Annotated in this window: 29 protein-coding genes, 1 riboswitch and 1 other annotated feature; of the genes, 20 read left to right on the plus strand and 9 right to left on the minus strand. The window is 48.8% G+C overall.

Annotated elements, in window-relative coordinates; translation table 11 throughout:
• Positions 1-78: 78 nt before the first annotated feature.
• Positions 79-936 carry an alpha/beta fold macrolide esterase gene (mle, locus tag EDM52_RS12025; protein WP_122909212.1) on the minus strand — a complete coding sequence of 286 codons (858 nt, stop codon included), beginning with the start codon at positions 934-936 and terminating at the stop codon, positions 79-81.
• 334 nt (positions 937-1,270) lie between these two features.
• Positions 1,271-1,486, minus strand: a complete 216-nt coding sequence (locus EDM52_RS12030) for a hypothetical protein (protein ID WP_122909213.1) — start codon at positions 1,484-1,486, stop codon at positions 1,271-1,273.
• A 421-nt stretch (positions 1,487-1,907) separates the two neighbouring features.
• On the opposite strand from EDM52_RS12030, the gene EDM52_RS12035 reads away from it, so the two are divergent.
• On the plus strand, positions 1,908-2,249 hold the full coding sequence (locus tag EDM52_RS12035; RefSeq protein WP_122909214.1) for a hypothetical protein: 342 nt from the start codon (positions 1,908-1,910) through the stop codon (positions 2,247-2,249).
• A gap of 100 nt (positions 2,250-2,349) precedes the next feature.
• On the opposite strand, the gene EDM52_RS12040 is transcribed toward EDM52_RS12035, so the two are convergent.
• Positions 2,350-2,721 (minus strand): winged helix-turn-helix transcriptional regulator, encoded by a 372-nt coding sequence (locus tag EDM52_RS12040; RefSeq protein WP_122909215.1) that lies wholly within the window; start codon positions 2,719-2,721, stop codon positions 2,350-2,352.
• A 146-nt stretch (positions 2,722-2,867) separates the two neighbouring features.
• On the opposite strand from EDM52_RS12040, the gene EDM52_RS12045 reads away from it, so the two are divergent.
• Positions 2,868-3,389, plus strand: a complete 522-nt coding sequence (locus EDM52_RS12045; protein ID WP_122909216.1) for a DJ-1/PfpI family protein — start codon at positions 2,868-2,870, stop codon at positions 3,387-3,389.
• 16 nt (positions 3,390-3,405) lie between these two features.
• Here EDM52_RS12045 and EDM52_RS12050 read toward each other — a convergent pair whose 3' ends face one another.
• Positions 3,406-4,695, minus strand: a complete 1,290-nt coding sequence (locus EDM52_RS12050; protein ID WP_221175546.1) for an eCIS core domain-containing protein — start codon at positions 4,693-4,695, stop codon at positions 3,406-3,408.
• 282 nt (positions 4,696-4,977) lie between these two features.
• Positions 4,978-5,247: a binding site (T-box leader), on the plus strand.
• 83 nt (positions 5,248-5,330) lie between these two features.
• Here EDM52_RS12050 and ilvA point away from each other — a divergent pair.
• From ilvA to EDM52_RS12065, 3 genes are all read left to right on the plus strand, one after another.
• Positions 5,331-6,578, plus strand: a complete 1,248-nt coding sequence (gene ilvA, locus EDM52_RS12055) for a threonine ammonia-lyase IlvA (protein WP_122909218.1) — start codon at positions 5,331-5,333, stop codon at positions 6,576-6,578.
• Positions 6,579-6,761: 183 nt separating this feature from the next.
• The gene (yhfH, locus tag EDM52_RS12060; protein WP_122909219.1) at positions 6,762-6,923 is read left to right on the plus strand and encodes a protein YhfH; all 162 of its coding nucleotides are present in this window, start codon (positions 6,762-6,764) and stop codon (positions 6,921-6,923) included.
• A 190-nt stretch (positions 6,924-7,113) separates the two neighbouring features.
• On the plus strand, positions 7,114-7,641 hold the full coding sequence (locus EDM52_RS12065; RefSeq protein WP_122909220.1) for an ankyrin repeat domain-containing protein: 528 nt from the start codon (positions 7,114-7,116) through the stop codon (positions 7,639-7,641).
• Positions 7,642-7,734: 93 nt separating this feature from the next.
• Here EDM52_RS12065 and EDM52_RS12070 read toward each other — a convergent pair whose 3' ends face one another.
• Positions 7,735-8,049, minus strand: a complete 315-nt coding sequence (locus EDM52_RS12070; protein ID WP_183185020.1) for a hypothetical protein — start codon at positions 8,047-8,049, stop codon at positions 7,735-7,737.
• A 147-nt stretch (positions 8,050-8,196) separates the two neighbouring features.
• Here EDM52_RS12070 and EDM52_RS12075 point away from each other — a divergent pair, with 147 nt between their 5' ends.
• From EDM52_RS12075 to EDM52_RS12095, 5 genes are all read left to right on the plus strand, one after another.
• On the plus strand, positions 8,197-8,754 hold the full coding sequence (locus EDM52_RS12075) for a hypothetical protein (RefSeq protein WP_122909221.1): 558 nt from the start codon (positions 8,197-8,199) through the stop codon (positions 8,752-8,754).
• 96 nt (positions 8,755-8,850) lie between these two features.
• Positions 8,851-9,423 carry a biotin transporter BioY gene (locus tag EDM52_RS12080; RefSeq protein ID WP_122909222.1) on the plus strand — a complete coding sequence of 191 codons (573 nt, stop codon included), beginning with the start codon at positions 8,851-8,853 and terminating at the stop codon, positions 9,421-9,423.
• Between the two features lie 118 nt (positions 9,424-9,541).
• Positions 9,542-10,888: a cytochrome P450 gene (locus tag EDM52_RS12085; RefSeq protein ID WP_122909223.1), complete on the plus strand. Its 1,347-nt coding sequence runs from the start codon at positions 9,542-9,544 to the stop codon at positions 10,886-10,888.
• Positions 10,889-11,028: 140 nt separating this feature from the next.
• Positions 11,029-11,565, plus strand: coding sequence for an RNA polymerase sigma factor (locus EDM52_RS12090; protein WP_245996818.1), 537 nt, complete (start codon positions 11,029-11,031; stop codon positions 11,563-11,565).
• Entirely contained in the window at positions 11,546-13,246 is a 1,701-nt protein-coding gene (locus tag EDM52_RS12095) for a YcdB/YcdC domain-containing protein (protein ID WP_122909225.1), read from the plus strand. The genes EDM52_RS12090 and EDM52_RS12095 overlap by 20 nt, the downstream gene beginning before the upstream one ends.
• A gap of 201 nt (positions 13,247-13,447) precedes the next feature.
• Here the strand turns inward: EDM52_RS12095 and EDM52_RS12100 are convergent, their stop codons facing one another.
• The 3 genes from EDM52_RS12100 to EDM52_RS12110 all read right to left on the minus strand — a co-directional run bounded on the left by EDM52_RS12100 (position 13,448) and on the right by EDM52_RS12110 (position 16,289).
• Entirely contained in the window at positions 13,448-14,827 is a 1,380-nt protein-coding gene (locus EDM52_RS12100) for a sensor histidine kinase (RefSeq protein ID WP_122909226.1), read from the minus strand.
• On the minus strand, positions 14,828-15,547 hold the full coding sequence (locus EDM52_RS12105) for a response regulator transcription factor (RefSeq protein WP_122909227.1): 720 nt from the start codon (positions 15,545-15,547) through the stop codon (positions 14,828-14,830).
• Positions 15,548-15,761: 214 nt separating this feature from the next.
• Positions 15,762-16,289, minus strand: a complete 528-nt coding sequence (locus tag EDM52_RS12110) for a C40 family peptidase (protein WP_122909228.1) — start codon at positions 16,287-16,289, stop codon at positions 15,762-15,764.
• A 4-nt stretch (positions 16,290-16,293) separates the two neighbouring features.
• Positions 16,294-16,432, minus strand: a riboswitch (cyclic di-AMP (ydaO/yuaA leader).
• Positions 16,433-16,748: 316 nt separating this feature from the next.
• On the opposite strand from EDM52_RS12110, the gene EDM52_RS12115 reads away from it, so the two are divergent.
• From EDM52_RS12115 to prpE, 7 genes are all read left to right on the plus strand, one after another.
• Positions 16,749-17,159: a LiaF transmembrane domain-containing protein gene (locus EDM52_RS12115; protein WP_122909229.1), complete on the plus strand. Its 411-nt coding sequence runs from the start codon at positions 16,749-16,751 to the stop codon at positions 17,157-17,159.
• Positions 17,160-17,291: 132 nt separating this feature from the next.
• Positions 17,292-18,005, plus strand: coding sequence for a PspA/IM30 family protein (locus tag EDM52_RS12120; protein ID WP_122909230.1), 714 nt, complete (start codon positions 17,292-17,294; stop codon positions 18,003-18,005).
• A gap of 96 nt (positions 18,006-18,101) precedes the next feature.
• On the plus strand, positions 18,102-18,659 hold the full coding sequence (locus tag EDM52_RS12125; protein WP_122909231.1) for a class I SAM-dependent methyltransferase: 558 nt from the start codon (positions 18,102-18,104) through the stop codon (positions 18,657-18,659).
• Between the two features lie 35 nt (positions 18,660-18,694).
• Positions 18,695-19,555, plus strand: coding sequence for a cell wall-active antibiotics response protein LiaF (gene liaF / locus EDM52_RS12130; RefSeq protein WP_122909232.1), 861 nt, complete (start codon positions 18,695-18,697; stop codon positions 19,553-19,555).
• Positions 19,556-19,568: 13 nt separating this feature from the next.
• Positions 19,569-20,720 carry a sensor histidine kinase gene (locus EDM52_RS12135; RefSeq protein ID WP_122909233.1) on the plus strand — a complete coding sequence of 384 codons (1,152 nt, stop codon included), beginning with the start codon at positions 19,569-19,571 and terminating at the stop codon, positions 20,718-20,720.
• Positions 20,721-20,729: 9 nt separating this feature from the next.
• Entirely contained in the window at positions 20,730-21,359 is a 630-nt protein-coding gene (locus EDM52_RS12140) for a response regulator (protein WP_122909234.1), read from the plus strand.
• A 96-nt stretch (positions 21,360-21,455) separates the two neighbouring features.
• Positions 21,456-22,277 carry a bis(5'-nucleosyl)-tetraphosphatase PrpE gene (gene prpE, locus EDM52_RS12145; protein WP_122909235.1) on the plus strand — a complete coding sequence of 274 codons (822 nt, stop codon included), beginning with the start codon at positions 21,456-21,458 and terminating at the stop codon, positions 22,275-22,277.
• A 22-nt stretch (positions 22,278-22,299) separates the two neighbouring features.
• Here the strand turns inward: prpE and EDM52_RS12150 are convergent, their stop codons facing one another.
• Complete coding sequence (locus EDM52_RS12150) at positions 22,300-23,091, minus strand: N-acetylmuramoyl-L-alanine amidase family protein (RefSeq protein ID WP_122909236.1); 792 nt, start codon at positions 23,089-23,091, stop codon at positions 22,300-22,302.
• A 151-nt stretch (positions 23,092-23,242) separates the two neighbouring features.
• On the opposite strand from EDM52_RS12150, the gene EDM52_RS12155 reads away from it, so the two are divergent.
• From EDM52_RS12155 to EDM52_RS12165, 3 genes are all read left to right on the plus strand, one after another.
• The gene (locus tag EDM52_RS12155) at positions 23,243-23,473 is read left to right on the plus strand and encodes a YneF family protein (RefSeq protein ID WP_122909237.1); all 231 of its coding nucleotides are present in this window, start codon (positions 23,243-23,245) and stop codon (positions 23,471-23,473) included.
• Positions 23,474-23,494: 21 nt separating this feature from the next.
• Positions 23,495-23,677, plus strand: a complete 183-nt coding sequence (locus EDM52_RS12160) for a hypothetical protein (protein ID WP_122909238.1) — start codon at positions 23,495-23,497, stop codon at positions 23,675-23,677.
• 182 nt (positions 23,678-23,859) lie between these two features.
• Positions 23,860-26,547 carry an ATP-binding protein gene (locus EDM52_RS12165; protein ID WP_122909239.1) on the plus strand — a complete coding sequence of 896 codons (2,688 nt, stop codon included), beginning with the start codon at positions 23,860-23,862 and terminating at the stop codon, positions 26,545-26,547.
• The last annotated feature ends 21 nt before the right edge of the window (positions 26,548-26,568 follow it).

The following is a 26,568-nucleotide window of genomic DNA, read 5'->3' on the forward strand; positions in this document are numbered from 1 at the left end:
TTCCGGTTTTAAAAAGAAAAAGGGTTACACGTGGCAGAGCCGAATGTGTAACCCTTTTCGTATTTCGGTTTCGCCTATCTAGCTGGCAGTGTGTGCTGCGATGGCTTTGATGATGGTCTCCCAATCGTCTGGATGGAGCTCGTGCCCTGTGCCTTCCAGCGTGATCAGCTTGGCATCTTGCAATTCCCGGGCGAGGACAACACCGTGCTGATAGGGAAGGATGGTGTCATCTGTGCCGTGAATGACTAGAGTAGGCACACGAATATCCGCCACCTTCACCTCATACGATTCGTTTTCCTGCAGCAAAGCGTGGTTGAACATGCTGAGCAGATTACGGGCACGCTTGATCTCAGCTTTTACTTGCCTGTATGTCCGCGCCTCGTCCAACACATGCTTGGAGCCGCAAAGCATTCTCGAACCGGCTACCAGATAGTCTGCGACAGCCTCTTCGTCTGACCAGTCCAGTGCGGCGCCTCTCGCATGGTGAGCGAGGATTTCCTCGTCCATGGGCGGCAGCTCTGCCTCATTTACCTCATGAGCAGGCCCGTAAAATCCGGAGGCATGCAGCGTGATGCTCAACACCCTCATGGGATGCTTGACTGCCATGATTTGGGCAATCATTCCACCGAGCGACATGCCGACGAGGTGAGCCTGACTGATCCCGTATGCATCGAGTACACCGATGGCATCGTCAGCCATGTCTGCTACGGTATAAGGGGCTGTGCCTGGTTCATAGGTCGTCGAGCGGCCCGTGTCACGATTGTCGTAGCGGATGACGAATCGTCCAGTGTCCGCCAGGCGCTGGCAAAACTCCTCGTCCCAATAGACCATGGAGCAAGTCGCTCCCATGATGAGCAGAATTGCGGGATGGGCAGGATTTCCAAAACTCTCCGAACATATGTCAATACCTGAGATGGTGTGAATCTTTTCTTTCATAGCCAATCTCTCCGTTTCATTCGTTATTTTAGCAAATAAAAAGCATGTTCAAACAAACCCAAGCAAATGCGAGGAAAAACGCTGGGTTTTCTTGACAAGTATTTTTATCGCAAGCGAATGAAATGGATGTTCATCATGGCGTGATTCCCCTTTGTAACAAGGATTGGGCTTCGTACCCACCTTCGATTATAACAAATGGACATTCTTATTCAAAACCATTATATTTCTAGGAAATTTACCTGTAAAAAGCGGATGGAGTCAAACGAGAAGCGGTGATTTACGGGGAAGAGGGTTCACCTTTGAGTAGGTCGTCGGAGAAAAAGTTGTGGCTACATTACTTGTAGTAAGAGGTGGTCAGAGGGATGATAAATCCACTGTCATGCTCTTTTTTCAAGTTGATCGCAATGTTTTTCACACCAGTGATATCGACTTCGATTGTTTGCATGCCGTCACCTGACGAGAGCGATTCGATGGTTTTCAGAGTTGCATGGGTATCGTTGTCGGAAATCCGGATATCCTTGATCTCTGTTCCGAGTGCGGCTATTTGCAAGTACAGCTTCTGATACTTGCCATTCGGGGTGAAGGCGGTATATTCAATATTCGTACCGGCCGGGCTGATGAGTACTTCAGTGTAGGTTTTGCCCCCGAAGGTCGTATCGCTTGGATCCTTCGAATACAGGGTATTGTTATAATCCTCTTGATTTCCTGCAGGTGCGAGTTAGCCAATGCCCCAACACCCATCCCGCCAGTCGTTAGCAGAAACGACAGCTTCTTCAGTATCAACATCCCCTTCGTAATTTTTTGTTTTTTCAGACAAAGGAGACTATAACATAGGCAATTACGCATGAGCAAATGACTTTCGAATCAATTTCATCGAAGTTAATAGCTTCACAAATAATGGCAACTTCCTCAGTGAACTCCTTTTTGATATAATGGTGCGGAAGAAATGGATGAGGGAGTTGTGACGCTAGATGCAAGAGCTATTTGAAAAAATGAAAGAATATCTCAATATGGATACAGAGATTTCCTTCAATGAGTTTGACGGTTATTATAAAAAGGTGGTTGCGTTCTTGAACGACGAGTGGACTGAACTCAATCAGGATGACACGATGCACATGCTGTTCATCCTCGATAATCTCAAGTCCAATGGCGAGGACCGTGCAAAGCGCAAGGAAAAGGAAGCGAAAAAATACGCAAAAATGGCGCAACGTACCGAAATCTGGGCAAATGCGCTTATCAAACGCTTGCGTGATGAGGGTCTGAACGATGAAGAGATCGGCAAACGTTACGAAGCTATTTACGAAACGGTATAGGATCGCCCTATAGAAAAACGGGTTCCGTTTGGAGTGATTTACTCGAAAAGGGACCCGTTTTTGCGTGCTTTGAGGCAACCAGGGTGTGACTGTGAAACACCTAAGACATATGTGCCTTGAGTGTCTGCATGCGATTCTTGCCCCACTCATACATCATTTCCACGATCGGCAAAAGCGTCATTCCTAGCTCGGTCATGGAATATTCTACTTTGGGAGGGACTTCGGGATAGACTTCTCGATGAACAATGCCGTCCTCGATCAGCTCGCGGAGCTGGTTCGTGAGCATCTTGTGCGAGATTTTCGGGAAAAGCCGTTGCAAATCGCTGAAACGATGTGGTCCTTCCACACCGAGATGCCACAGGATGACAACTTTCCATTTACCGCTGATGACGGACATGGTGAGTTCCTTTTCACAGTTGTAATCGCCATTTTGTATTTTTTCTCTGATTTCTTTTCGTAGTGTATCTGACATGGAATCCATACGCCTCCTCTACCGATAGTAACATTTTTGTAACCTCCGTACAAAAAGGTGCATACTTCACGGGGCTGCAAGCAGGAGATAGAATGTGTGTAGGTTTTCAAAAACGAAGCTATTCGCTTACTGGGAGGGCTTTTCATATGAGTAAAAAAGCATTGCTGATCATTCCGCCGGATCGATTCAACGAGGATGAATTGAATCATCCAAAAGCAGAGCTGGAGCAAGCGGGAATTCAGGTAACCGTCGCCAGCACCAAAACGGGTGAAATCACGGGTGACAATGCAGGGAAAGCAAATGCAGAAGTGCTTTTCTCTGATGTCAGTGCTACGGATTACGATGTCGTGGCCGTGATCGGTGGATCGGGTACGATTGATTACTTGTGGGGCAATCAGGAGCTTCTTTCCTATCTAAAGGAAGCCTATGAGCATAACGTTCTTGTATCTGGTATTTGCGCGGGTTCCGTTGTGGTAGCGAAAACCGGCTTGCTCACAGGCCGCCAGGGTACCTGCTATCCTGTCGATGTGATGATCAACGAGCTTGCTGCCAACGAAGTCGAGTACGTGAAGCAGCATGTAGTGGCGCATGATGACATTATTACCAGCGATGGTCCAGATGGTGCCAGAGAGTTTGGGCAAAGTCTGGTCAAGGCGTTGCAACAATAAGGTCGAAATGAAGAAGTTAAACGAAAAGCCTTCGGATGTTGACTCCGAAGGCTTTTTGGCGGGATTGCTGGTATCTCGCTGCGAACAATCGGGGCTTTTTCAGCTCTTTATCCTCGCGCATCTCATCGTCGGAACTGAAATCGTCGTGCTCGATTTCCGACATGTTGTCGTAAATTCCTTGTTCATCTTCATCGAGATCATCGTAATCCAACTCTTCATCGATGACATCCTGAAAGCGGGCAACCTGCCGTCTGCCTTCGTCTGCACTCGCGATAAATCGGAAGGATTGCAAGAAATCGTCGAAGGTAATCTCTTCATTAATAACTTGTCGCAGGAGTGCGCGGAAAATTTTCCCCGCTCCTTGCTTGCGCCATTCTTCAGCCAGATAGACTGTCGTATTCAGCATGGCAGCGGCACGATGTTGGAGGTCGGTCGTCAGTTCAGTAGTATCGTTATCGAGAAGTGCTTGCGCCAAAACGGCATCATCACTATCATCATTGGTTCCATTCCGAAGACCGGTAATAAACGACGTGTAGGTCGTGCCCAGCTTGGCATTGTTGTAATCTTCTTCTCTTGAGGTAATGTAAGGTGCGCCCCGGTTGTGTCTGGCGGCAACCGGCCCGAATTCCGTGTTGATGGACAGACTGGTTGTCTGCCCGGTCGTCCAATTTTCATAGAAGGAATGTACGACGGAGTTAGAAGTAGGAGGATCATAAGGTTTGACCACTAGATCACCGTGAACGTATCCTACTTCTTCGTATAAGTCACCGGTCCTGGATAATTGATACAACTGCTTGCCTGACGAAGACAGTTCTCCGGTTAACGTTTTCAGATTGAGCTTGCCGGCTGCTGTCCCCTGAACCGATGCCCAGACTCCTTGTATGGGTCTGATCGCTGGTTGTGAAGAGGGAGCGAGGAGTGGCGAGAATGGATCATCTGGATTCGCTTTGCCCAATCTCAGTGCTTGTGCCCCCATCTGGTCGGCTTCCTTTTCCAGGCTGACCTCATCGTTGATCTGAATGTCTGATTTCATCTGTACGGTGGGTTTTACGCGCCCCTGCATCTGTTGGACGATGTGCCACCCTTCGTGGGGAAGATGATGCTCCTGACCAGGTCCGAGATGAATGTCGGTGCCTTGGGCATAAGCCAGCGCCCCGATCTGTTTGGGCTTGTCCGACTGATAGTGGACTTTTACATCCGACATATCCAGTCCAGATAGATTTTCCAGTCCAGTCTTGAGCGCATCAGGCAACCCGGTCTCGTTCTTTTTGGGCTGCAGCACCTGATCCTGTTTTTTGTCTTTCATCAGTTGGAGTACAGCCTGATTGCCAATGCTTTTTTGGAGCTGCATGACCCGATCGGGCAAGGTGCTGTGTGATGATGAACTTGATAAAATCTGCTGTTTGGTGTTTGGCTCGCGGGTTGGATGGTTTGATTCGGGGCTATAGCTTTTCAATAAAGACACCACCGATAGAAGAATAGAGTACATATTCGCAGTTTTTCCAACTGTTTTCCTGCATGTGGAGCAGAAGATTGACAACTTGCTGGTTTACCCGTAGAATGTTTTACTAATTCGAATAGTTCGTATTGGATAGCGTAGAAAAGGAAGAGTAAAAACAGAGAGCAGCGTGCAGAGAGCCGTCCACATGCTGAAAGGATGGCCGCCAGCCGGTTTTGAAAATCACCTTGGAGCTGTGTCCTGGAAAGGCCGGGAAAATGCATCTTTTTTCTGACCCGTGTAAAGGACAACGGATTCGTCCCCGTTACAGGACGGGAGTTCCTCGTTGAACTTCTTAAGTCTGTTTTTCGTGAGGGAAACAGAATAGCTGAGTGGTACCGCGATGCTCTCGCCTCAGCCAGCCATGCGCCAAAAGCGCTGCTGGCGAGGCGGGAGCTTTATTTTATTTCGGATCGAGACACCTCGGAAGGAGCAACCCCTATATGAGTACAGTGAGAGTGGAAGAGATCGTCGTCGCCAACCATGCGTTGAAGGACGTGGTGGAAAAAACGCCGTTGCAAAAAAACAAGCTGTTGTCCGAACGCTACGGGTGCCATGTCTATTTGAAAAGAGAGGACTTGCAGGTCGTCCGGTCGTTTAAAATCCGTGGAGCGTACAATTTCATTCGCAGTCTTTCGGCCGAGCAGCGGGCACGGGGTGTCGTCTGCGCCAGTGCGGGAAATCATGCGCAGGGAGTCGCTTTTTCCTGCAACCATCTGCAAATTCAGGGAACGATTTTCATGCCGACGACAACCCCGCGGCAAAAAATTACGCAGGTAAAGCTATTCGGCGGTTCTTATGTAGAAGTCGTGCTGGTAGGAGATACCTTTGACGATTCGTTCGCTGAAGCGATGAAATATTGTGTTCAGGAAGATCGGACATTCGTGCATCCTTTTGATGATCCGTTGGTCGTAGCCGGCCAAGGGACGGTTGGTTTGGAAATCATGAACGACATGGAGGAGCCGGTTGATTTTGTCTTCATGGGGATTGGTGGTGGAGGATTGGCTGCCGGGATCGGGACGTATGTAAAAGGAATCAGTCCGCACACGCGTATCGTTGGGGTAGAGCCAGCAGGAGCGTCTTCCATGCAGGCAGCGCTGGAAAAAGACGATCTGGTGACGCTGGACGAAATCGACAAGTTCGTGGACGGAGCAGCGGTAAAGCAGGTCGGACAGCTGACGATGGAGATTTGCAAGGAAGTGCTCGATGATATCGTGCCGGTGCCAGAAGGCAAGGTGTGTACGACGATTTTGGAGCTGTATAACAGCAGCGCCATAGTAGTAGAGCCTGCGGGTGCACTGTCTATCGCTGCTCTGGATTATTACCGTGACCAAATCGTAGGCAAGAATGTCGTCTGCGTGATCAGCGGAGGCAACAACGACATTGATCGCATGCAAGAGATCAAGGAGCGTTCCCTGCTGTTTGAAGGATTGAAGCACTACTTTATTCTCAACTTTCCACAACGTGCGGGAGCCTTGCGTGAATTTATGGAAAAGGTTCTCGGCCCTCACGATGATATTACGCGCTTTGAATATACGAAAAAAACCAATAAGGAAAACGGACCTGCTCTGGTGGGAATCGAGCTGAAATGCCAGGATGACTACGAGCCGCTCATCAACAGAATGAAGCAGCACGGGGTAGGCTATGTGGAGATTACGCATGATCCGTATCTGTTTAACCTATTGATATAAGGCGGTTGTGTTACAACAGCTGTTGAATTTGCAAAAATGTATGAATACAACGAAAACAGGAGCAATCGGTAGAAAAACGGAGCAGAATTTCAATAATCCGCCATAATGTATTATAACAAACTTTTATAAAACAGATGCTGTTGTATTACAATACAGTTAACAACAGCTCTGGAGGGAATAATCATGACACCGATCACTACCTTTTTTCGCAATCTCGAAGCAAAATGCTGCGCGTCTTGCGGCAAGGTGATTTCTGAGCAGGCTGAATCCTATGCGACGGAGTGCTTCTCCTGCCAGGATCAAGCGACAGCTGACTCTTACAAGCACTACTACAAAAAGAACTAATCAGGCTACGATGATACAACTGCTATAACAGGCATACCGCTAGGAAAGAATCCGGCGCGTATGCTTTTTTGTTTTGCAGGAAAATGTCGATTTTCTCCAGAAGAGTAAGGGGCGACCTCCAGATCGATTTCGTTAAAAAAGGTGATTTTCGAGAAGGCTGTCACAGAAAAAACAGAGGAGGGATTTCACTGTGAGCATAGCAGCGGTAATTCAAGCTGCGTTTGAAGCAGCACAATCCGGAAAAAAAGATCAGCTGGGGTCACTGTTACAGGAGCATCCATCGCTGGCAAATGCGGAAAATGAAAATGGCCTCACTCTATTGGGGTATGCGGCGCATTTTGGCCACCCTGAAGCCGTACAGATACTGCTCCGATCCGGAGCAGATGTCAATGCACGCTCCCATTCCAAGATTTCCTTTATCCCGTCCAACACGGCGTTGCATGCGGCGATTGCCGGAGAGCGAAATCTCGCCGTTATCCGTCTGTTATTGGAGAATGGGGCGAGGACGGATCTGTTCGATAGTAATGGCCATACCTGCTTGCATTCAGCCGCATTCCACGATGACCAGGAAGAACTCATTACGCTATTGCTGAAGCATGGTGCGCAGGTCAACGCTAGACAGGAAGGAAGGGAATCGGCTTTGGAGCTTGCCGTCGCTCAGGGCAACGATCGAGTTGCGCAGCTTTTACGTGAGCATGCCGCTGAGTCTGTGGAATAACGTATAGAAACGTCGCTCGGGATTCACCTGAGCGGCGTTTCTTTTTAACGTATAAACGAACCTATGAATTCTGGAGCGGGACAGGCCAGTGGTCTAGTTATTTGGGCGTGGTGCCCGCTTCTGATGTTCTGCTTGCTCCTTCACATAATCGATGAGGCCCAACTGAAAGCCTTCTTGCGTCAAGAGGCGCTGCGCTTCATAGGTCCCTGAGTAAAAGCTGAGTACGTTCGGATCGTTCTCCAGTACATGCCGACATGCATCATCAGCCGCCAGCTCCTGATACCATCCGGTCTGTTTGATCTGGGCTACCAGGTCTTCATAGGCAGGCTCTGGTTTTTTCCAGGGGTTCAGTCGATGGAGGATTTCTCCTGCAATCGCGACGAGGACGAGTATGGCAATTAAAAACATGGCAGTCACCTCAATGGTTGGATCATCTTCATGGTACCACTGTCGAGGGCTATAACGCTATGATCGAAGTGACATCCGCTTGCAAAAGAGCGTAAAACCGGGCATCCTAGACAGGAGAAGTCAGGGAGTGTGGAGGGAGAAAGGCAGATGTTTCATCCTTTAGTATTCGATAATATTCGGGTGGTCCTGGAAGGCGCGGTGTACGATCGTGATTTTGAAGGGGCGATCACCATTACAGGCCGATCCGACGTGATGGATATGGCTACCTTTCATCGATTGTTTCAAATCCATTTCGAGCTGGCGCAGATGGAGAGTCGCGAACAGGCTGTATGTGCCCAGATGCAGCTTCGGACCGGGCTGGCTGACATCGCTGCTGAACAGCTGGAGCAGCCGTTGACGGACCATATCGGTTGTACGATTTGCATCCATTTTCATCTCGTCATTCGTGAGGTGCAGGAAGATGTGAAGGCGATAGCTACGATACTCAATGACATTTGGGGTAGCCGTCCCTATATAACTCAGACCGTGTCGGCGCGTTTGGGCGAGCATCGCGTAGAGTGGCCGCCGCAGCAGTATGACAATCGAGTGACGTTGGATTTTCATCGCAAAATTGACGAAGGTAACATCGACGACCTGCGGGATTTGATCGAGCATACGGTACAATCTCTCCGTCAACTGCAGATTTTTTGCGACACGAAAAAATAAAGGCAAGCAGGGCATTTACATTTCTTCCGATCCATACTATTATTTTGTTAACTGATTTTATATTTTAGTTAACAAATAATTTGGAGGAAGAACTCTATGAGAAATGAACGTCTGCGTTGGCTGCTCTTATCTGCGATTTTTGCAGCAGTCACGGCTGTCTTGTCACAGCTCACCATTCCCTTGCCGATGATCCCAATTACGGGACAGACGTTAGCGGTCGGGTTAACGGCTACAATCCTGGGAAGCCGATATGGGACCTTGGCGATCCTGATCTATATTTTGCTGGGAGCTGTCGGAATGCCTGTCTTTTCGGGAGCGAGTGGCGGTTTCCAGGTTCTCGTAGGCAAGACTGGCGGCTATATTACCGGATTTATTCTTACCGCTTATGTGACAGGGCTCATTATGGAAAAAACGCGCTTTACCTATGTTACTGCCATCCTTGCAAATCTCGTCGGTATGGTCATTACGCTGATTTTCGGTACGGTCCAACTGAAATACGTGCTCGATATCCCGTGGGAGCAGGCGATTGCCTTTGGGGTGACTCCGTTCCTGATGGTAGGTGTGATCAAAGCTGTACTGGCTTCCCTGATCGGCATCAAAGTAAGGGAGAGGCTGATTGCCAACAGGCTGTTGCTTCCTCGCAGCTCTTCTGGAATCGCGCAGCCGTAAGTGTTTTCCTTCTAAAATAAAAGTCGTCCTCAAGAGGGACGGCTTTTTTCGTATAAACTCCATGGTCTGCCGGATACTATGGGGAAACATCCCAAGTGTGGCATTGAAGGAGGACAAGATGAACGAAACCGTTGCTGGCCCAAAGGGACTTCCGTTATCCGGCAATATCCTGGCTTTTCGACGTGATACACTGCAATTTATCCGCGATGCGGCAAAGGAATACGGCGACGTCGCGCACTTTCGTTTTGGGCCAAAACGTCATATCTACATGCTGAACAACCCCGATCAGATCAAAGAAGTGCTGGTCACCAAGCAAGCGCATTTTCGCAAAGCGAAAGGATTGCAGGTCGCGCGCGCAGTAGTAGGTGACGGTATTTTGACTAGTGAAGGAAAAAAACACATGCGGCAGCGAAGACTGATGCAGCCTGCGTTCCATCGAGATCGGATCGCAGGATATGGCGATGTGATGGTCCGTCAGGGTGTAGAGCTGATGAGCGAATGGAAAGACGGAGAAGTCCTTGATATCCATCATGATATGATGAAGGTTACACTCGCCATCATTACGGAAACCATGTTCGGAAAAACGGTCAAGGAGGGATCCGACAAGATTGCCCATGCGATCGATGTCGGTTTGAAATACGTCTCTTCCAAAGCCACTTCCTTTATCGACATTCCGCTTTCCGTCCCTACTCGCAGCAATCGTGAGTTCATCGAATCGAGTGAGGTGCTGGACAAGACGATTTACGCTTTGATTGAGGAGCGGCGTAAAAGCGGCGAGTCCGGACATACGGATTTATTGGCGATGCTGCTAGCTGCGCGGGATGAGGATGATGGACAAGGCATGACGGACGAGCAGGTACGCGATGAAGTCATGACGATCTTTGTCGCGGGTCATGAGACGACAGCCAACACGATGTCTTGGATTTTTTATTTGCTGGCCACTCATCCGGAGGCGGAGCAAAAGCTGCACGATGAACTGAAGGCAGTACTCGACGGCAGATTGCCCACTGTCGAAGATCTTCCCAAGCTTTCATATGCCAATCTGATCGTACAGGAGACACTGCGGCTTTATCCGGCGGCCTGGGTGATCAATCGGGAGGTGGTGGAAGAAGTGGAGATCGGCGGCCACACCTATGAGCCTGGTGACACGCTGATGATGAGTCAGTACGTCATGCATCGCATGGAAAAGTACTACGACGACCCGGATGCATTTCGCCCAGAGCGATTTGAGGGGGATTTGTTGAAGCGAATCCCGGCGTACGCCTATTTTCCATTCGGCGGGGGCCCGCGAGTCTGTATCGGCAACAACTTCGCGCTGATGGAGGCAGCTCTGCTGTTGGCCACCATTGCCCAGCAGTATAAGCTTCGCTTGGCAGAGCCAGAGAAACAGGTAGAGCCAGAGCCACTGGTTACCCTGCGTCCGAAGAATGGCTTGATGATGCGTTTGGAAAAACGAGGCTCATAAATGGGCAAGGATATGAAACACCGTTCTGCGAAAGCTCTTCGTGGATTCGGTGTTTTATATTTTTTTATGGAAAAAGGTGTAAGGGTAATTGGTGCATATCCGTCTATTATCATAGTGCAATTGATCGGGGGATGAGGATTTTGGATGGGAATCAGCAGGAAATCGAGACGTGGTTTACCTTGTACAGTAACGAGCTGTACAGCTTCCTGGTTTATTATCTCGGTCATCATGATGTGGAAGATCTCGTACAGGACGTGTTTATTAAAGCCATCCGAAAGCAAAGTCAGTTTTCTGGAAAGGCAACACGAAAGACGTGGCTTTTTAGCATTGCCAGAAATCATGCCATCGATCATCTACGTAAGGAACGGCTTAGAAAATGGGTCAAAGATCCCTTCATGCATGCTTTTTCCTCGAGTGAAAAAAGCGTAGAGGAGAGATATGTTCAAAAGGAAGAAATCAATCAGCTATACGAGGCGGTGTCACGTCTGAAGGTGTCGTATCGGGAGGTCGTGCTACTTTACGGAATTCAGGGCTTTTCGGCAGCTGAAACGGCCCAAGTCCTGAGGTGCTCAGAATCGAATGTCCATGTGACATTTTATCGTGCGAGAAAGCAGCTGCGCAAATGGTTAGAGGAAAATCAGGAGGGTGGTGATTTCTTTGAATCATTCGTTAAATGACGATGAGGATATCCTAGTGAGGCTCAGACAAGCGAGACGCTATCAGATGAATCAGAAGACTTCGGAGGAAATGCTGCAAAACCTAAAAGCTCAAGAACGAATTTGGACACATCAGCAGCGAATGAAAGTTCGGCTCCAATGGCTGTTCAAGGGTGCCTTGACCTGCCTGGTACTTCTAGTTCCAGCCTATATCGTCTTGAAAGATCGTCCTGCCCAACAGGTTGAAATCGCCGGAAGTGAGCAGTTGGCGCAACAAGATAAGAATGAGCGGGTCCTATCCAGATTAGCTGTCCTGTATCAATGGGTTCCGGAATTGCAACAATACGAGATCGAATCTGAAACCTTCGACGAGGTGTATAATCGCCGCCTAAAGCATGGTGAGAGCCAGCAGGCGGATATCAGGATTGATTCGAAAACGGGTGCCTTGCTCTGGTACCAGAACAATGGGAAGGGATTAGCTTCACATTCACAAAAGGCCATTTCAGAATCCCAAAAAGAGGGGATTGCCGCGACGTTTTTGCAAAGCATGATGGGCGAGGAGGGCTCGCGCTATCAATTGATCTCTAGATCCTCGGAAATGATCTATCGGCAGTTCCTGAATGGAGTTCCGTTGTTGGGCAGCGATATAGCGATCCGTGTCAATGAACAAGGAAAGGTCGTCCAATATTCGGCTTCTCATGGGGCACTCGGTTTACGGCTGTCTGACTTGACAGGACCGGCTCAGGCTATCACTGCTGAACAGCTGCAAGCAACCCTTCGAGAACATATGCGACTTCGATATATCGAAAATCTGGAGGCTGTAGATCCAGATACAGGGGAGATCACGCGGACAGGGCCAATGCTTGAGTACGCTCCAGCTGTTCGCTTTTCCGGTGCAGTGAGCTTGAATGCCGAATCGGGACAGATCATCTACACCTCCAATTACGATCGAGATACGAGTCGAGGCGTTTTTCCGATTCCAGTCAGTCCGCAAGAAAATAGTCCGCAGATCAAATCCAAGCAGGAAGCGGCCATATACTTCCGTCAAGCATGGGGGTTGCCTGTGGAGAGTGATATACAGATCATGGAGAAAGCTAGGGATAGAGGACCTCTCAAAGGCTATAAGATTTACAGCTGGGATGGAAGTGGCCGTTCGGCTATGTTGGCCGCAGATCCCGTCACCGGTAAAGTAGTTGAGTTGTCTCGGGAGCCGAAACGTGGCAATGGAAGACTCGCCCAAGAAGAAGCGCAGCGGGAGGCTGTCCGTTCCTTGCAGATTTACGTGGACCCGGCCATTTCCGAGGTGCAGGTGGCCCACACCAGCTACGAGCAGGCACAGAAGCTCTACACGTTTTATTTCATGGCAAGCTATGCCGGCATACCTGTAGTCAAAGAACCTGACCAAGACATCGCTTATCAGGTTGCCATCGATGGTACGACAGGCGAATTGGTAGCCTTCCGAAAAAACGCCGTACCAGATATGGGCAGCTTGCAAAAAAAACTTCCGCCGGAAGAGGAAATCATTACAACGGAGCAGGCGGTTGCACAATATGTAAAATACAACCCGTTTTCGCTGGTGTATCGTCTCGAAGAAGGCCGTACTGCTCCCGTTTTGGTGTACACCCAGGAGTATCGAGGAAACCAGGATTACCGGATCTTCATCGATGCGCAGACAGGAAAGGCATACTCAGCAAAGCGGTAAAAAAGGAGTCACTCACAAGCTGTGGGTGGCTTATTTCATGAAAAAAAGACAAAAAAAAGGCATCTAGTCACTTACGGTTTTGCCGCGTGTGTCAGATACCGGAACTGGGGGTTATTTATCACTGAAAGCAACATGCTTACGATGATTACTATAACAGTGAAAAATAAAGAAACAGTAAAATAAACATAAACTGAAATAAAATTAAGTGGTATAGAACGGAATGGTGAAGGAAAAGCTGCTTCCCACACCGAGTTCGCTGGCGACCGTGATATCACCACCGTGCCGTCGAACAATGCTTTGACAGATGTTCAGACCAAGTCCCGTACCACCGTGATCGCGATTGCGCGATTTCTCTACACGGTAGAATTTGGTGAAAATTTTTGTCTGATCTTCCGGAGCGATCCCTTCGCCCTTGTCGATGACGGAAAACAGCACATGTCCATCTCGCTGGTCACAGGTAATCAGAATGGAGCCGTCTGGTTTATTGTAGTAGATGGCATTGTTGATCAGATTTTCCATCACGCGCCGCAGCTTGGCCTCATCGGCTTCGATATGCAGCTCGTTGGAGACGCGCAGCTTCCATTGAAAGGAGAGTCCAGCATCCTTGATGCGTTCCAGATAGTCCTCGATGATCCCTTTCATGAATTGCTTCACATGGATGCGGCTAATTTTTAAACGGACCTCTGAGCTGTCCTTGCTGAAATCCTGCAATTCATCCAGCAGCTTTTCCAGATCGGAAGTTTTTTGCTCAATTTTTCGCATCTGTTTTTGTATGCGTTCCAGATCGGTCACACGACCAGAGCTGATATAGGAAGCGTAGCCTTTGATCGTGGTGAGTGGTGTGCGGAAATCGTGAGCAATCGCAGAGATCAATTCCGACTGTCGCTCTTCTACGACACGCATATCATCGACCATATCCCCAAAGTATTGAAACAGCTGACCGAATTCGTCGTGCGAGCGGTAGGAGAAGGAGATCAGCCGCTTGCCATTCCGAATATCCTGTGTGACGCGTGTCAATTCATTGACAGGATGCAGAACCCAGCGTACGAATAGAGCGAGCAGTACTAATCCGACGAGCGTGATACTGCCGTAAATGAATCCGAGCATCATCGTGACACCCTTAGACTGCATGATGTCATATTCATCGGTGTAGAAGTAGATAACCGTCTCCCCTTCTCTGGGAGGCTCCATCTGAAAGTGATATTCGCCAACGATTTTGAGGGAACTGTTGCTTTCCTCATTGCGTGGTGAAGTGACTTTCGGTTGTTTCACATCATAGGCTTTCGAGGTTCGCGAATCGATCACGTTGCCTCTTGCGTCTTTTATCACAATCCTGTACATCAGGTCTTCCGGCAGATGCTTGTCCAGCTCCAGCCGTTCAGTCGGGTCCTTGAAGTAATGCGAGCGCAACAGCTGCATGAACCGCACCTTCTCGGCCGTGTCCTTTTCGTACTGGTACTGGTTGTGTCGATCTGTTTTCAGCTGCTCTACAATGATGTCTTCAAAGACAAATTTAAATAGCAGGACATTGAGGAGTATCAGTCCTATAAAAGAAAGAAACAGTTTGTTGCGTAAGCTCATCTAGAGCTTCTCCCCGATAAAGACATAACCCGTCCCCCACTGCGTTTTGATGAATTGGCGGTCTGTTTCCAGTTTTTCGCGCAGATTTTTAATGTGCACGGTCACGGTATTCAGGGAGCCGTACCCATAACCCCATACCCGATCATAGATTTGCTCGCGGGTAAAGACGATTCCGGCGTTTTCTGCAAGGAACGTCAGCAATTGAAACTCCTTTGTAGAGAGCTCAATTTTCTGTTCGCTCACGAAAACGGAGTACGTTTCTTTGTGAATCTCCAGTCCTTTGAATTTCAGGATCGTGATTGGGGACGAAGAAGCTTCTTTTTCCGGCTGTTCCTCGGTGTGCTTGCGAATCCGCTCGTAACGGCGCAGGTGAGCGCGAATGCGGGCAAGCAGCTCTTCTGTATCAAACGGCTTGGTGATGTAGTCGTCTGCGCCGATCTCGAAGCCGACTACCTTGTCTACAGCTTTGCCTTTTGCGCTCAAGAATAAAATAGGCAAATCCCACTCCCGGCGAATCTGGGAGCAAAGCTCGTAGCCGCTCATGTTCGGCATCATGATGTCGAGAAGGATCAGGTTTGGAATTTCTCCTCGCTTTAGCTGCATCAGGGCCTCGGCACCGTTCTCGGCAGAGGATACCTGAAAGCCCTCGTTTTCCAATATATCTTCCAGCAATTCTATGATTTCTTGATTATCATCCACAATAAGAATATGATCTTGCACAGGATATACCCCCAGTTACTTCTATATAATAGTGAGCATTTTTTGCAGTGGATACTCATGCCTATCATAACATGACTTGAAGCGTTTTCGAAAAAAATAAAGCATATTCTGACAAAGTCCAAAAAAATAGCGTCACATCTTGACACCTGGTACTAAATGGAGTCAGAAAAAGCCAGAGATCAAGATCCCTGGCTTACATGGTGTTGATGGATGTTTAGTTTTGCGGCAACGAAGCGGCTTGAACAGCCTTTTCTTTTTCCGGAGTTGCCGGTACTTCCTCTGCCTTTGCTTCCAGAACAGGTACGTTGACACGCTTGGCACCTACGTAACGCTTGCTCCAGTAATAAGGGTCGTTCAACTTGGTGTTGACGACGCCGCGGCCAGATTCAGAATGAACGAATTTTCCGTCTCCGATGTAGATGCCTACGTGAGAGATGCTGCGGCCATTCGTGTTAAAAAAGACAAGATCGCCTGGTTGCAGATCCTTCTTATCAACAGCAGTACCAACCTTGTACTGGGCAGCAGAGCTCGCTGGCAATTCCACACCTAATTCCTTGAAGACATAGCCTGTGAAACCGGAGCAGTCAAATCCTTTTTTGGTCTTGCCGGAAGTTTTGTAAGGGACACCGTAGAGTTCACTGACAACATCTTGAAGCTTTGTTGTCTGCTCTTCCGCATGCGCAGCGCCGGCTCCCATCACAAGTAATCCAACAATCAGTAATGAAGCAAACAACTTGCGCAAAAGAACTGCTCCTCTCATGAGCCTACGAGGTTAGCTGAAGGGTTCGGTCGAAAGGACTCCCTAGACTGTCAAAGTAGACAGCCATTCACCCCAAATACATGGTTCCCCCGTTTCCGTCAAACGGAACTCGGCTATTTTCGATATTTTTTACACGAGCACTCCTACGTATTCCATGCTCATCCGGAATCTCCTTTTATTATCCTGTTTGTTCACAATTTCGTCACAATTTATTGTCAGATGGTGTAACCAAATCCCTTCGACAGAACAGGGCCTGATTCGGTCTGGGTCTTGAGGGTTTGTCGATCCTGCTCGTCCGATTGAGGCAGGAATCAACATCCGTCCGAGGGCGGAGGGAAAAACCAACCGCTCGCCCGTTATGGCAGGCAGGTGTCTGGGGCTAGAATAAAGGCATGAGGAAGACATCTGCATCAACAGATGTAGAGAGGAGGGAAACGCAAGATGGGAGAACGGTCTGGAAAGATTCTGCTCGGGCTGGTTCTGCTGCTCATTGGTGGATTGGTTCTGTTAGATCAGATCGGCATCGACAGTGGTGATGTGATCGGACTGCTGATACCGGCAGTGATCATGATCTACGGAGCTCGAAAAATCATGGGAAGTTCAGGGTCTCGCTTCTGGGGCATACTGATTTTTCTGTTCGGGTTCCTGATGCTGATTGGAAAGCTGCATCTACTGTTTACCAGCCTTCTGGCGGTCGGGGTCATCTATCTGGGATACCGGCTGATTCGTTCCAAGGATGATGTTTCCAAGGAGGCACCACCTGAATGGGAACGGCAATGGGCGCGTCGAGTATTAAAAGAAGAAACGTTGGATCAATGGGAAAGCAGAGTGAACAAAACAAAACGGTCGTAACCAAAATCGCTTGCCCCTCTCTGCATGGGGAAAGGATATACGGCCAACACGGTTCATTCAAAAAAGCTAGTAGGGTTGAACGAAGTACTTTGGAAGACCATTCTGATGTGATATGATGAGGAGGAAAAGAGAATGAGTATTTTTAGACGATTGCGTGACCTGACTGTAGCTTCGGTGAATGATGCATTGGATTCTATGGAAGATCCAGTAGTCATGCTGAATCAATATATGCGAGATATGGAAGTGGAAATTGGCCAGGTTGAAGTGGCGGTAGCCCGTCAGGTGGCACTGGAAAAGAAATTCCGTCAGCAGTGGGAAGAAGCAAATGCCTTAGTAGAGAAGAGAGATCGTCAGGTGAAGCTGGCGCTCGCAGAGGGTGAGGATGAGCTTGCCCGTCGAGCTTTGGCGGACAAGAAGCAGTTTGAAGCACGCGCGTTGGAATACGAGCAGCTCTATCTGACCGCTTCTGAAGCGGCGACACAGATGAGAGAAAAACTGAACGAGCTGAAGGAAGAGTTCTACAAAATGCGTGCGAAAAGGTTCACGCTGATGGCACGTGCACAGGTAGCTCGTACGCAAAAACAGGTGAATCACGCAGTAGTTGGCATTGGTACACAGACTGCAGGGCGTGGATTTGCCCGCATGGAAGAAAAAGTGATCCGCATGGAAGCAGAAGCCCAAATGAGTGGGCAATGGCGCCAGCCAAGCTACGGACTGGAGAATGCACTGTCCGAGCTGGAAAAGGATGAGCTGGATGCGGAATTGGCGAGCATAAAGGCGGCAATGGTGGATAAGAAGGAAAAGACAGATAAGCCAGCACCAGCTGTTAAAGCTGATCAATCCTGATCTAAGAGACCGTTCCGCCGAACTAGATAAGAATAGATAGTGGCAATTAGGCAGCCTGTCTCATCAGGCTGCTTTTCCCCTAGGAGGTACGGATTCTTGGCAGACTTTTTGGCCTTTTTACGGCGTTTTATTGCTGAGCCTGGACAGGTCGGTAGCGTCATCCCCAGTTCTCGGTTTCTATGTGAGAACATGCTGAGTCAAATCAACTGGTCGACAACGGATGTCATTTTTGAATTGGGGCCTGGAACAGGCGCTTTTACGCAGACGATCTACCAAAATATAAGACCAGATACAAAATACTTGCTGGTGGAACGAGATCAACAGTTTCGTTCTATGCTCCATTCTCGGTTTCCCGATCTTCTCATTCGGGAGGAAGCGACGAAGCTTCGTGAGTATCTGGAAGAATTGAACCTTCCCCAAGTAGACGTGATTGTTTCCGGTTTGCCATTTGCGAATTTCCCGCCAGAACAGCGCGCAGCTGTTTTGGATCAGGTTCAATCTGTACTCGCACCTGATGGCATGTTCATTACGTTTCAATATTCATTACAACTTCAGGCTGAACTGCAGGCACGTTTTTCTAGGGTCGAGACAGATTTCACCCTGTTCAATATTCCCCCTGCCTTTATTTATACTTGTCGCAATACATGTAAGTGAAACAATCAGCATGGGGCGTAGGAGAGGAGACTTTCGTGAAATTGTCCCGCTTGCACAAAATGATGGCCGGTGTCCTGATCATCTTGACGGGCATTGGACTCTTGTTAGACAGCTTGGGTATCATCTCGTTCGGATTATTTGATCTGTGGCCGATGGTGCTCGTATACTTTGGCTTACGACTGTGGGGCGAGAAAAAGAAAGTCCGCGGTGGTATCTTGTTTTTTCTCGGCGTCGTGATTGCTTTGGAAATGTGGCTCGGAATTGGAATTGAGGACATTTTCCAGATTGGCGTACCGCTTTTGTTTATTTACTTTGGATACAACCTGATAAGAGGCAAAAGCAAGTTTTCCCTGAAGCAAAAGGAGCGCTTCCCGGAGGAGGAGCTTGTTACAGAAGATTTGCCTTCAGAAGAAGCACCGCCCAAAAAGCAACCCCCTCACGAAGGGCATTACCGCTGGAAGGGAGCCCGACCTTCAGAACATGCGCGTGATGCAGATGCCCAACACGGCAGCGGGATTTTGTTGCCTAAAGATTCCCGAAGTTCACTGATTGGCGACTTTCATTTGACCTCGGGTCGTTTTGAGCTGAGCCATCTGCACGTTTGGCACGGGATCGGCGACGTCGTGATTGATTTGTCGCGGGCTTTGCTGGTGAACCAGGAAGCGAGGCTTTCCGTAGACGGGTGGATCGGTGATGTCACCATCTATGTGCCCGTAGATCTGCCTGTATCGGTTTCGGCAGAAGTGAGTGTGGGTGACCTGGAGATTTTCGGGCATCGTCAAGGAGGAATCAGCCGCTGTGTCATGGTGCGTTCCGATCATTACGACACGGCTGTAAATAAAGTACAACTTCATATCTCGCTGCTCGTCGGAGATATAAAAGTCAAGTACATCTAGGGGGTACTGACAAATGCGTCGACAGCGATTATCAAGTTTACAATGGCAGTGCATGCGCTACGGGCTTTTACTGGCTGTGAGCGTGGTTATTGTATCGTTTGTCTGCTTTTTTAGCGTCTATTTCCTGGCTCTGAAAGATCCTGTGATCAAGCAATGGTACGCCACGGTGGCGAATGATCCGCAAGCGAACAGCTATATGAAAGAGTTCACCTCGATCCCACTTCCCAATGATCCGGATTGGCTGATCATGGTCCTGGCGCTGATGATCTCCCTGCCAGTCGGTGCGATTGGCGGGCTGATCGCGTCATACGTATACGGCAACCTGTTGAAGAAGCGAATGAATGTCCTCTTGGAATCAGCGATGAATCTGGGGCGCGGCATTCTGTCCTATCGTGTGCCTGAGCTGGGGACGGATGAGGTTGGAGAGCTGGGGTGGCAATTGAACAGGCTGGCATCACAGTGGGAGGAGCAGGTGGCTTCTTTGCAGCGTTTGTCCAACCACAATGCTGCCTTGGCTGATCAGCTGAAGCATACGGCCGTGACGGAAGAGCGCCAGCGATTGGCTCGGGAGCTGCATGATGCCGTCAGTCAGCAGTTGTTTGCCATAGCGATGACGACAGCAGCGCTCAAAAGGCTGGTGGAGAAAAATCCACAACGGGCGGCTCAACAAATCGAGTTGGTGGAGGAAATGGCTGCCGCAGCGCAAGCAGAGATGAGAGCCTTGCTGCTGCATTTGCGTCCTGCCACTTTGCAAAATAAAAGCCTGAAGGAAGCCATTCTGGATCTCCTGGAAGAGCTGACGCAAAAAAACAGCATGCAATTGTCTTGGGAGATTGAAGCAGTCGAAGGCTTGCCGAGCGGAATTGAGGATCATCTATTCCGCATCCTGCAGGAATCATTGTCCAACACGCTTAGACACGCCAAAGCTACGCAAGTGGTGGTCAAGCTGTTCACGCTGCAGGGACAAGTACGGATGCGCATTACCGACGATGGCGTCGGATTTGATCCGGACGGAAAAAAATGGACCTCGTACGGGCTGCGAAGCATGCGGGAGCGGGTTGCAGAAGTCGGCGGTTCAATGGAAATTTATTCGGCAATTGGAAAGGGAACGCAAATCGAAGTGCGGATTCCCTTGGTTTCACAGTCGGAACGTGAAGAAGGGTGAGGGTAATCCGTGATTCGAGTTTTACTGGTAGATGACCATGAAATGGTGCGAATGGGCTTGGCGGCCTACTTGTCTACAGAGGACGATATCGAAGTGGTAGCGGAAGCAGGAAGCGGTGAGGAAGGCGTACGGCTGACTGTGGAGCTGCAACCGGATGTTATCCTGATGGATCTGGTCATGGAAGGGATTGGCGGTGTCGAAGCCACACGTCGGATCCGGGAGAAATGCCCAGCAAGCAGGGTCATCGTCTTGACCAGCTTTATCGATGATGAGAAGGTGTACCCCGTGATCGAAGCAGGAGCTTTCAGCTACCTGCTCAAAACATCTCGTGCAGCGGAGATTGCCAAAGCGATTCGGGCAGCAGCGGCTGGCGAACCGGTATTGGAATCCAGGGTTGCCGGGAAGATCATGGCCCGTTTTCGTCATGGTCAGGAGGCGCATCCACATGAGCAGCTCACGCCTCGGGAGCTGGAGGTGCTGAAGCTGATCGGGAAAGGCAAGTCCAATCAGGAGATCGCTGACGAACTGATCATCGGAATCAAGACGGTGAAGACGCATGTGAGCAATATCCTGGCAAAATTAGATGTGGAGGATCGGACGCAGGCAGCGATTTACGTCCATACCCACAACCTCGGTTGACAGCGAAAGCCGACTCACTCCAGAATAAAGGAGTGAGTTTTTTTTGTAGATGTGGTAAAGATAGTAAATAATCGAATCAAGAAGGGAGGGCAGACCGTGAGACATAAACCACAGACGCGTTCCAAGATTCTAAACGCAGATCATGGGGTTGATTTTGTAGGAGACGTACATGGTTGTTTTGATGAATTTATGGAACTCTTGCGGCTACTGGGGTACGAGCGCGGTTCGGACGGAACATACCGCCATCCTCAGGGTCGAAAGCTCTTATCCCTTGGTGACATCACAAGTCGCGGACCTGCTTCTATCAAGATGCTGCAATTTTTTATTCGCCACATCGCGTCAGGTGCGGCTGAGATGGTCGATAGCAATCACGGATGGAAGATTGCTCGCTGGTTGGATGGAAGACCCGTCACACTGGCGCATGGGGATGAAAAGGTGGATGAGGAGTTTCGGCGATTCCAGCAGGAGTTTGGACCGAAAAAAACGTCCTTGTTGAAAGAGCAGAGCCGTCGATTGTTATTCTCTTCGCCGTCTCATATGATGGTCAGACAAAATGACAAGCTGGTAGCGGTAGCGGTACATGCTGGGATACGGGATGATTACATTGGCATGGAATCCCCTGCGGTACATACGTTTTGTCGGTACGGAGATGTAGCCGGTACAGGACCGGATGGACGGCCGATTCGCAAGGACTGGGCAAAGGAACGGAAATTAAAAGAGCCTTTGATTGTGTGGGGTCATGACCCTCGTCCACAACCAGAACGATTGAACGGCACACTCAATATCGACCAGGGATGCGTGTTTGGCGGCATGCTTACTGCCTATCGCTTTCCCGAGGACGAGCTGGTGAGTGTGCCGGCCAGGAAAAATTACTCAGGTTTACAGGATACGCCTCTTACCCGTTACGGAACAGAGTGAGGACGTCAATGGCCATGTCTCTTTATTGTCCTCCCGTGATCTTCTCGTACATTCGTTTTAAGATCAGAGCTTCGGCCCAAAGCGGCAGCGGTTGGTCCACTCTTTGACGCCAGACCTCGTCGCTCAGGAAGCCTTGTTCGTACAACCAGTTAATACCTTCCAGTTTCCATTCGGGCACGTTATTGCCTCCTCCGTTACCTGGATTTTCTGGAGCGGGGGTAGTCGTAGGTGGTGTAGTTGGTGACGGTGGTGCAGCAGGCGGGCGATAGTTCAATTTGGCGTAGATGCAAAATGCTCGAATGACGGCTTCGGCCAGAGCCTCCCAGTTGGAGGCAAGTGTACTTGCATCCTGTGCGTTATCCGCAAAGCCGTATTCGACGATAACGGTTTCTACGCTGCCGGTCTGACGGTGCATGAAGTAGTAATCCGCTTTCGGGTTATTTGGGAGTGTACGTGTGAAGATTCGGCGATTGGGCATTCCCGCAGCCTTCAATTCTGCCTGGATGAGATTGGGAAGCTGAGGTGAGCCATAGATGGAGTAGATCACCTCTGACCCTCTTCCCCCGCCAGAATTGATATGATTGGAAATGCAGTAGCGCGCTCCACTTTCTCGTACCATTTTTGTGCGTTGGTCGGCTGTTAAGGTAACATCTGTCGTGCGTGTGATCGCGACGGGGATATTCAATTCCTGAAATCGTCTATATTGATAAAGCGAAATGTTGAGGTTCATGTTCTTTTCTGTGAACTGTGCATTGTTTCCGCCGCCGGGATCAACCCCTCCATGTCCAGCGTCAATGATCAGGATCGGAGCCATTGTTTATCATCACCTCTTTTCTAGCATATGAAAAAGAGTGAAAACATGCATAGGGCAGCCTCATCATTTTCCTAAGGAGTCATGTCATGAACGTTCAACTATGATACAATAAAAGGGCTTATAATTTTGCAAAGAGGATGGTAATGCATAGATGGCATGGTACAACTGGGTAATCCCCATCGTTACATTGCTCCTGGGCCTTGTAGGTGGTTTTTACGGAGCTACTTATTATTTGAAAAAACAGATGTCCAACATGCAGATGGATGATAAACAGCTGCAAGCAATGGCACGTTCGATGGGCATGAATTTGAATCAAAAGCAGCTCAAACAAATGAGCCGTACGATGAAAAACATGAAAATGCCGAACAAGTTCGGAAAATAAAGACGGAGGAGTGGTGTCGCAATGGGCCCAACCCGTCTGCGTTACACGATGATCGGTTTCATTATCGGTGTGTTTCTCGTGTATATGAAAGAGTTGCCCGTAGCAGAGGGAACTCGATTCGCAGCACCTTTTTACGGAGCGGGCATCGGCCTGCTGATTGACGGCATCATACTTCGTTTGAAACAGCAAAGAGGAAAAGAATAGGAAAGATTGGGAGCTTGGCATATTGCCAGGCTTTTTTGGTTTTATAGGATAATAATGGAAATTAAAGGTGAAAAAATGATAAAAAACGTACGAAGTTCACGGATTTGAAGGAGAGCAGGGTAACTATATCGAAAAAAGGAGACATAAGCTGGAATTTATGAATAGTAAACAAAGGAGAAGGTATGAGGTACAAAACCATTTTAATTACGGGCTTCAGTTCGATGGTTGTTCTCATGTTCGTGCTTCTAGCCATTTTATCGAGTATTCATGCGAACCTGAGTGAAAATATCACCGAAATCGTAGACGATCGCTATATGAAAGTAAAGCTGGCCAGTGAAATAGAAAACCAGGTCAATCGAATGAGCGGATTATTAACCAATATCGTTCTGGAAGAATCACAGGCAAACATTCAAAAGGAGAAAGAGAGTTTCAAGAAGGCTGCCTATGGTGTGAAGGCTGCCATGGACAGTCTCGCTCAATCCGTGAATTTGCAAGAATCAATGAAAATTTTAGAGACGACCGGCTATCTTTTTGAATCGTATGAAGAGAAGTCTGCTCTGGCCTTGGCTAGTGCTGAAGAAGGACAAAAAGCAGAAGCCAAGCAATTAATCGTACTGGAGACCAGAGTCATACGAGATCAATTGCTACGTTCTGTCGAAGATCTAAAGCAAGTGCAAGAGATGCTTCTTCAAGAAGCTTACACAAGAACGAATGATCAATATCAATACATACAAACGATCAGTACGATTTTTATTGTGAGTGGCTTGGTTTTCGGAGTTCTGGTAGCCGTGTGGACGATTCGGAATATGGGGTATCGCTTAAAGCGAATTACGTCCGTCATCTCCCAGGTGGCTTTTCGGACTCAAGAGAACCTCCCGCGTATCCAGATGGATACCAAAGATGAAATTGGTGACATTGCCCGTGCTTTCAACGAAATGGCAGAATCATTGGAAAATCACGCCCATCAAGAAAAAGAATACAAGCAGGCGATGCGTGACCATAGCTGGCTGAAGACGCAGGTTTTGGACGTAACGTCCAGCTGCCAAGGGATCCAGGACATCAACCAGTTGGCCCAAACGCTTGTGAATAAAATCACGCCATTGGTGAATGCGCAATATGCTGTACTCTATGTTCGCGATGGACAAGCAGACTCCCAGAGACTCTTCAAAGCAGGTACCTATGGCTATGACGCTGAAGAGATGCAGGTAAAAACCATTGAATTTGGAGAAGGTCTGGTCGGCCAATCCGCCCTGGAGAATAAAGCCATTGAATTGAGTCATGTCCCGGATCATTACATACAGGTAGGTTCCGGGCTTGGGCACGCTAAACCGGCTGAGCTGACGATCATGCCGATTTCTCATGAGGGACATGTACTGGGCGTCCTGGAGCTGGCTACTTTTCTTAGCTATTCGCCTCTGCAAAAAGAATTTCTTCAGGAAATTTTACGTGATATCGGAACCGTGATGAACAGCATTTACATTCATATGCAGGTCAGTAATCTGCTGAAAGAATCACAGACATTGACGGAAGAGCTGCAGAGCCAGTCAGAAGAGCTTCAGCTTCAGCAGGAAGAGCTGAGAAGCATCAACGAAAAACTGGAGGATCAGTATAAAAACGCGGAAACAAAAGCCAAGGAACTGGAGAAGGCCAAAGGGGAGCTGGAGCGTAATGCGGTACAGATCGAACAGGCATCGCGCTACAAGTCGGAATTCCTGGCCAACATGTCCCACGAGCTGCGCACACCACTGAACAGTCTTTTGATCCTGGCGCAGATTCTCGCGGAGAACAAGGATAAAAACTTGACGCCGCGACAGGTGGAGTTCGCGACCACGATACTTAAATCAGGCAATAATTTGCTCAATCTGATCAATGATATTCTCGATCTTTCCAAAATCGAATCCGGAAAAATGGAGATCGTGATCTCCAAGGTCGCCATTCGAGACATGGTTTCGTATGCCAAGCAGCATTTTCAGCCCATTGCATTGCAAAAGGGACTGGATTTTAAAGTCACAATGAGTGACGGAGTACCGGAGGAAATCGAGACGGATGAACAGCGCTTGCAGCAAATTCTGACCAATCTGTTGTCTAATGCATGCAAGTTCACCAAACAAGGAAGTGTACAGGTCGACATTTCCATGAAGCAGACCGATTTGGAGGCAGCAAGTATCGTATTTGCCGTGAAAGATACGGGAATCGGCATTTCACCCGAGAAGCAAGAAATTATCTTTGATGCGTTCCAGCAAGCGGATGGTACTACTAGCCGCAAGTTCGGCGGAACGGGTCTGGGCCTTTCCATCAGCAGGGAGATGGCCAACCTGTTGGGAGGCTATATTCATGTAGATAGTGAAGAAGGGGTGGGCAGTACCTTTACCCTCTATCTCCCGCTGGAACACGTAGCAGAATCAGTAGTAGATCAAACCTTTGCATATCTGGAGGTAGCAGCCACTGCATCAGGAAGTCCGGAGATCGTAGCTGTAACTGAGGAGGACGAGGGTCTGAAAGGCAAAAAGGCATTGGTTGTCGACGATGATATGCGCAATATTTTTGCTCTGACCGCAGCGCTGGAAGAGAGAAAGATGCAGGTCATCTTTGCTGAGAACGGCCGCGAAGGCATCCAGGCATTGGAGGAGCATGCGGATGTCGACATTGTGCTGATGGACATTATGATGCCAGAAATGGATGGATATGAAGCCATTGAAAAAATCAGAAGCAATCCGGATTGGCAGCAGCTGCCGATTATCGCCCTGACAGCGAAAGCGATGAAATACGATCGGGAGAAATGTATGGAAGCAGGTGCCTCCGATTACATTAGCAAGCCAGTCAACATGGAGCAGTTGATGTCGCTCATGCGAGTATGGCTGTACGGATAGGAGTTGAACCAAGATTATCGA

The organism is Brevibacillus invocatus, assembly GCF_003710915.1.
GTDB lineage: Bacteria > Bacillota > Bacilli > Brevibacillales > Brevibacillaceae > Brevibacillus > Brevibacillus invocatus.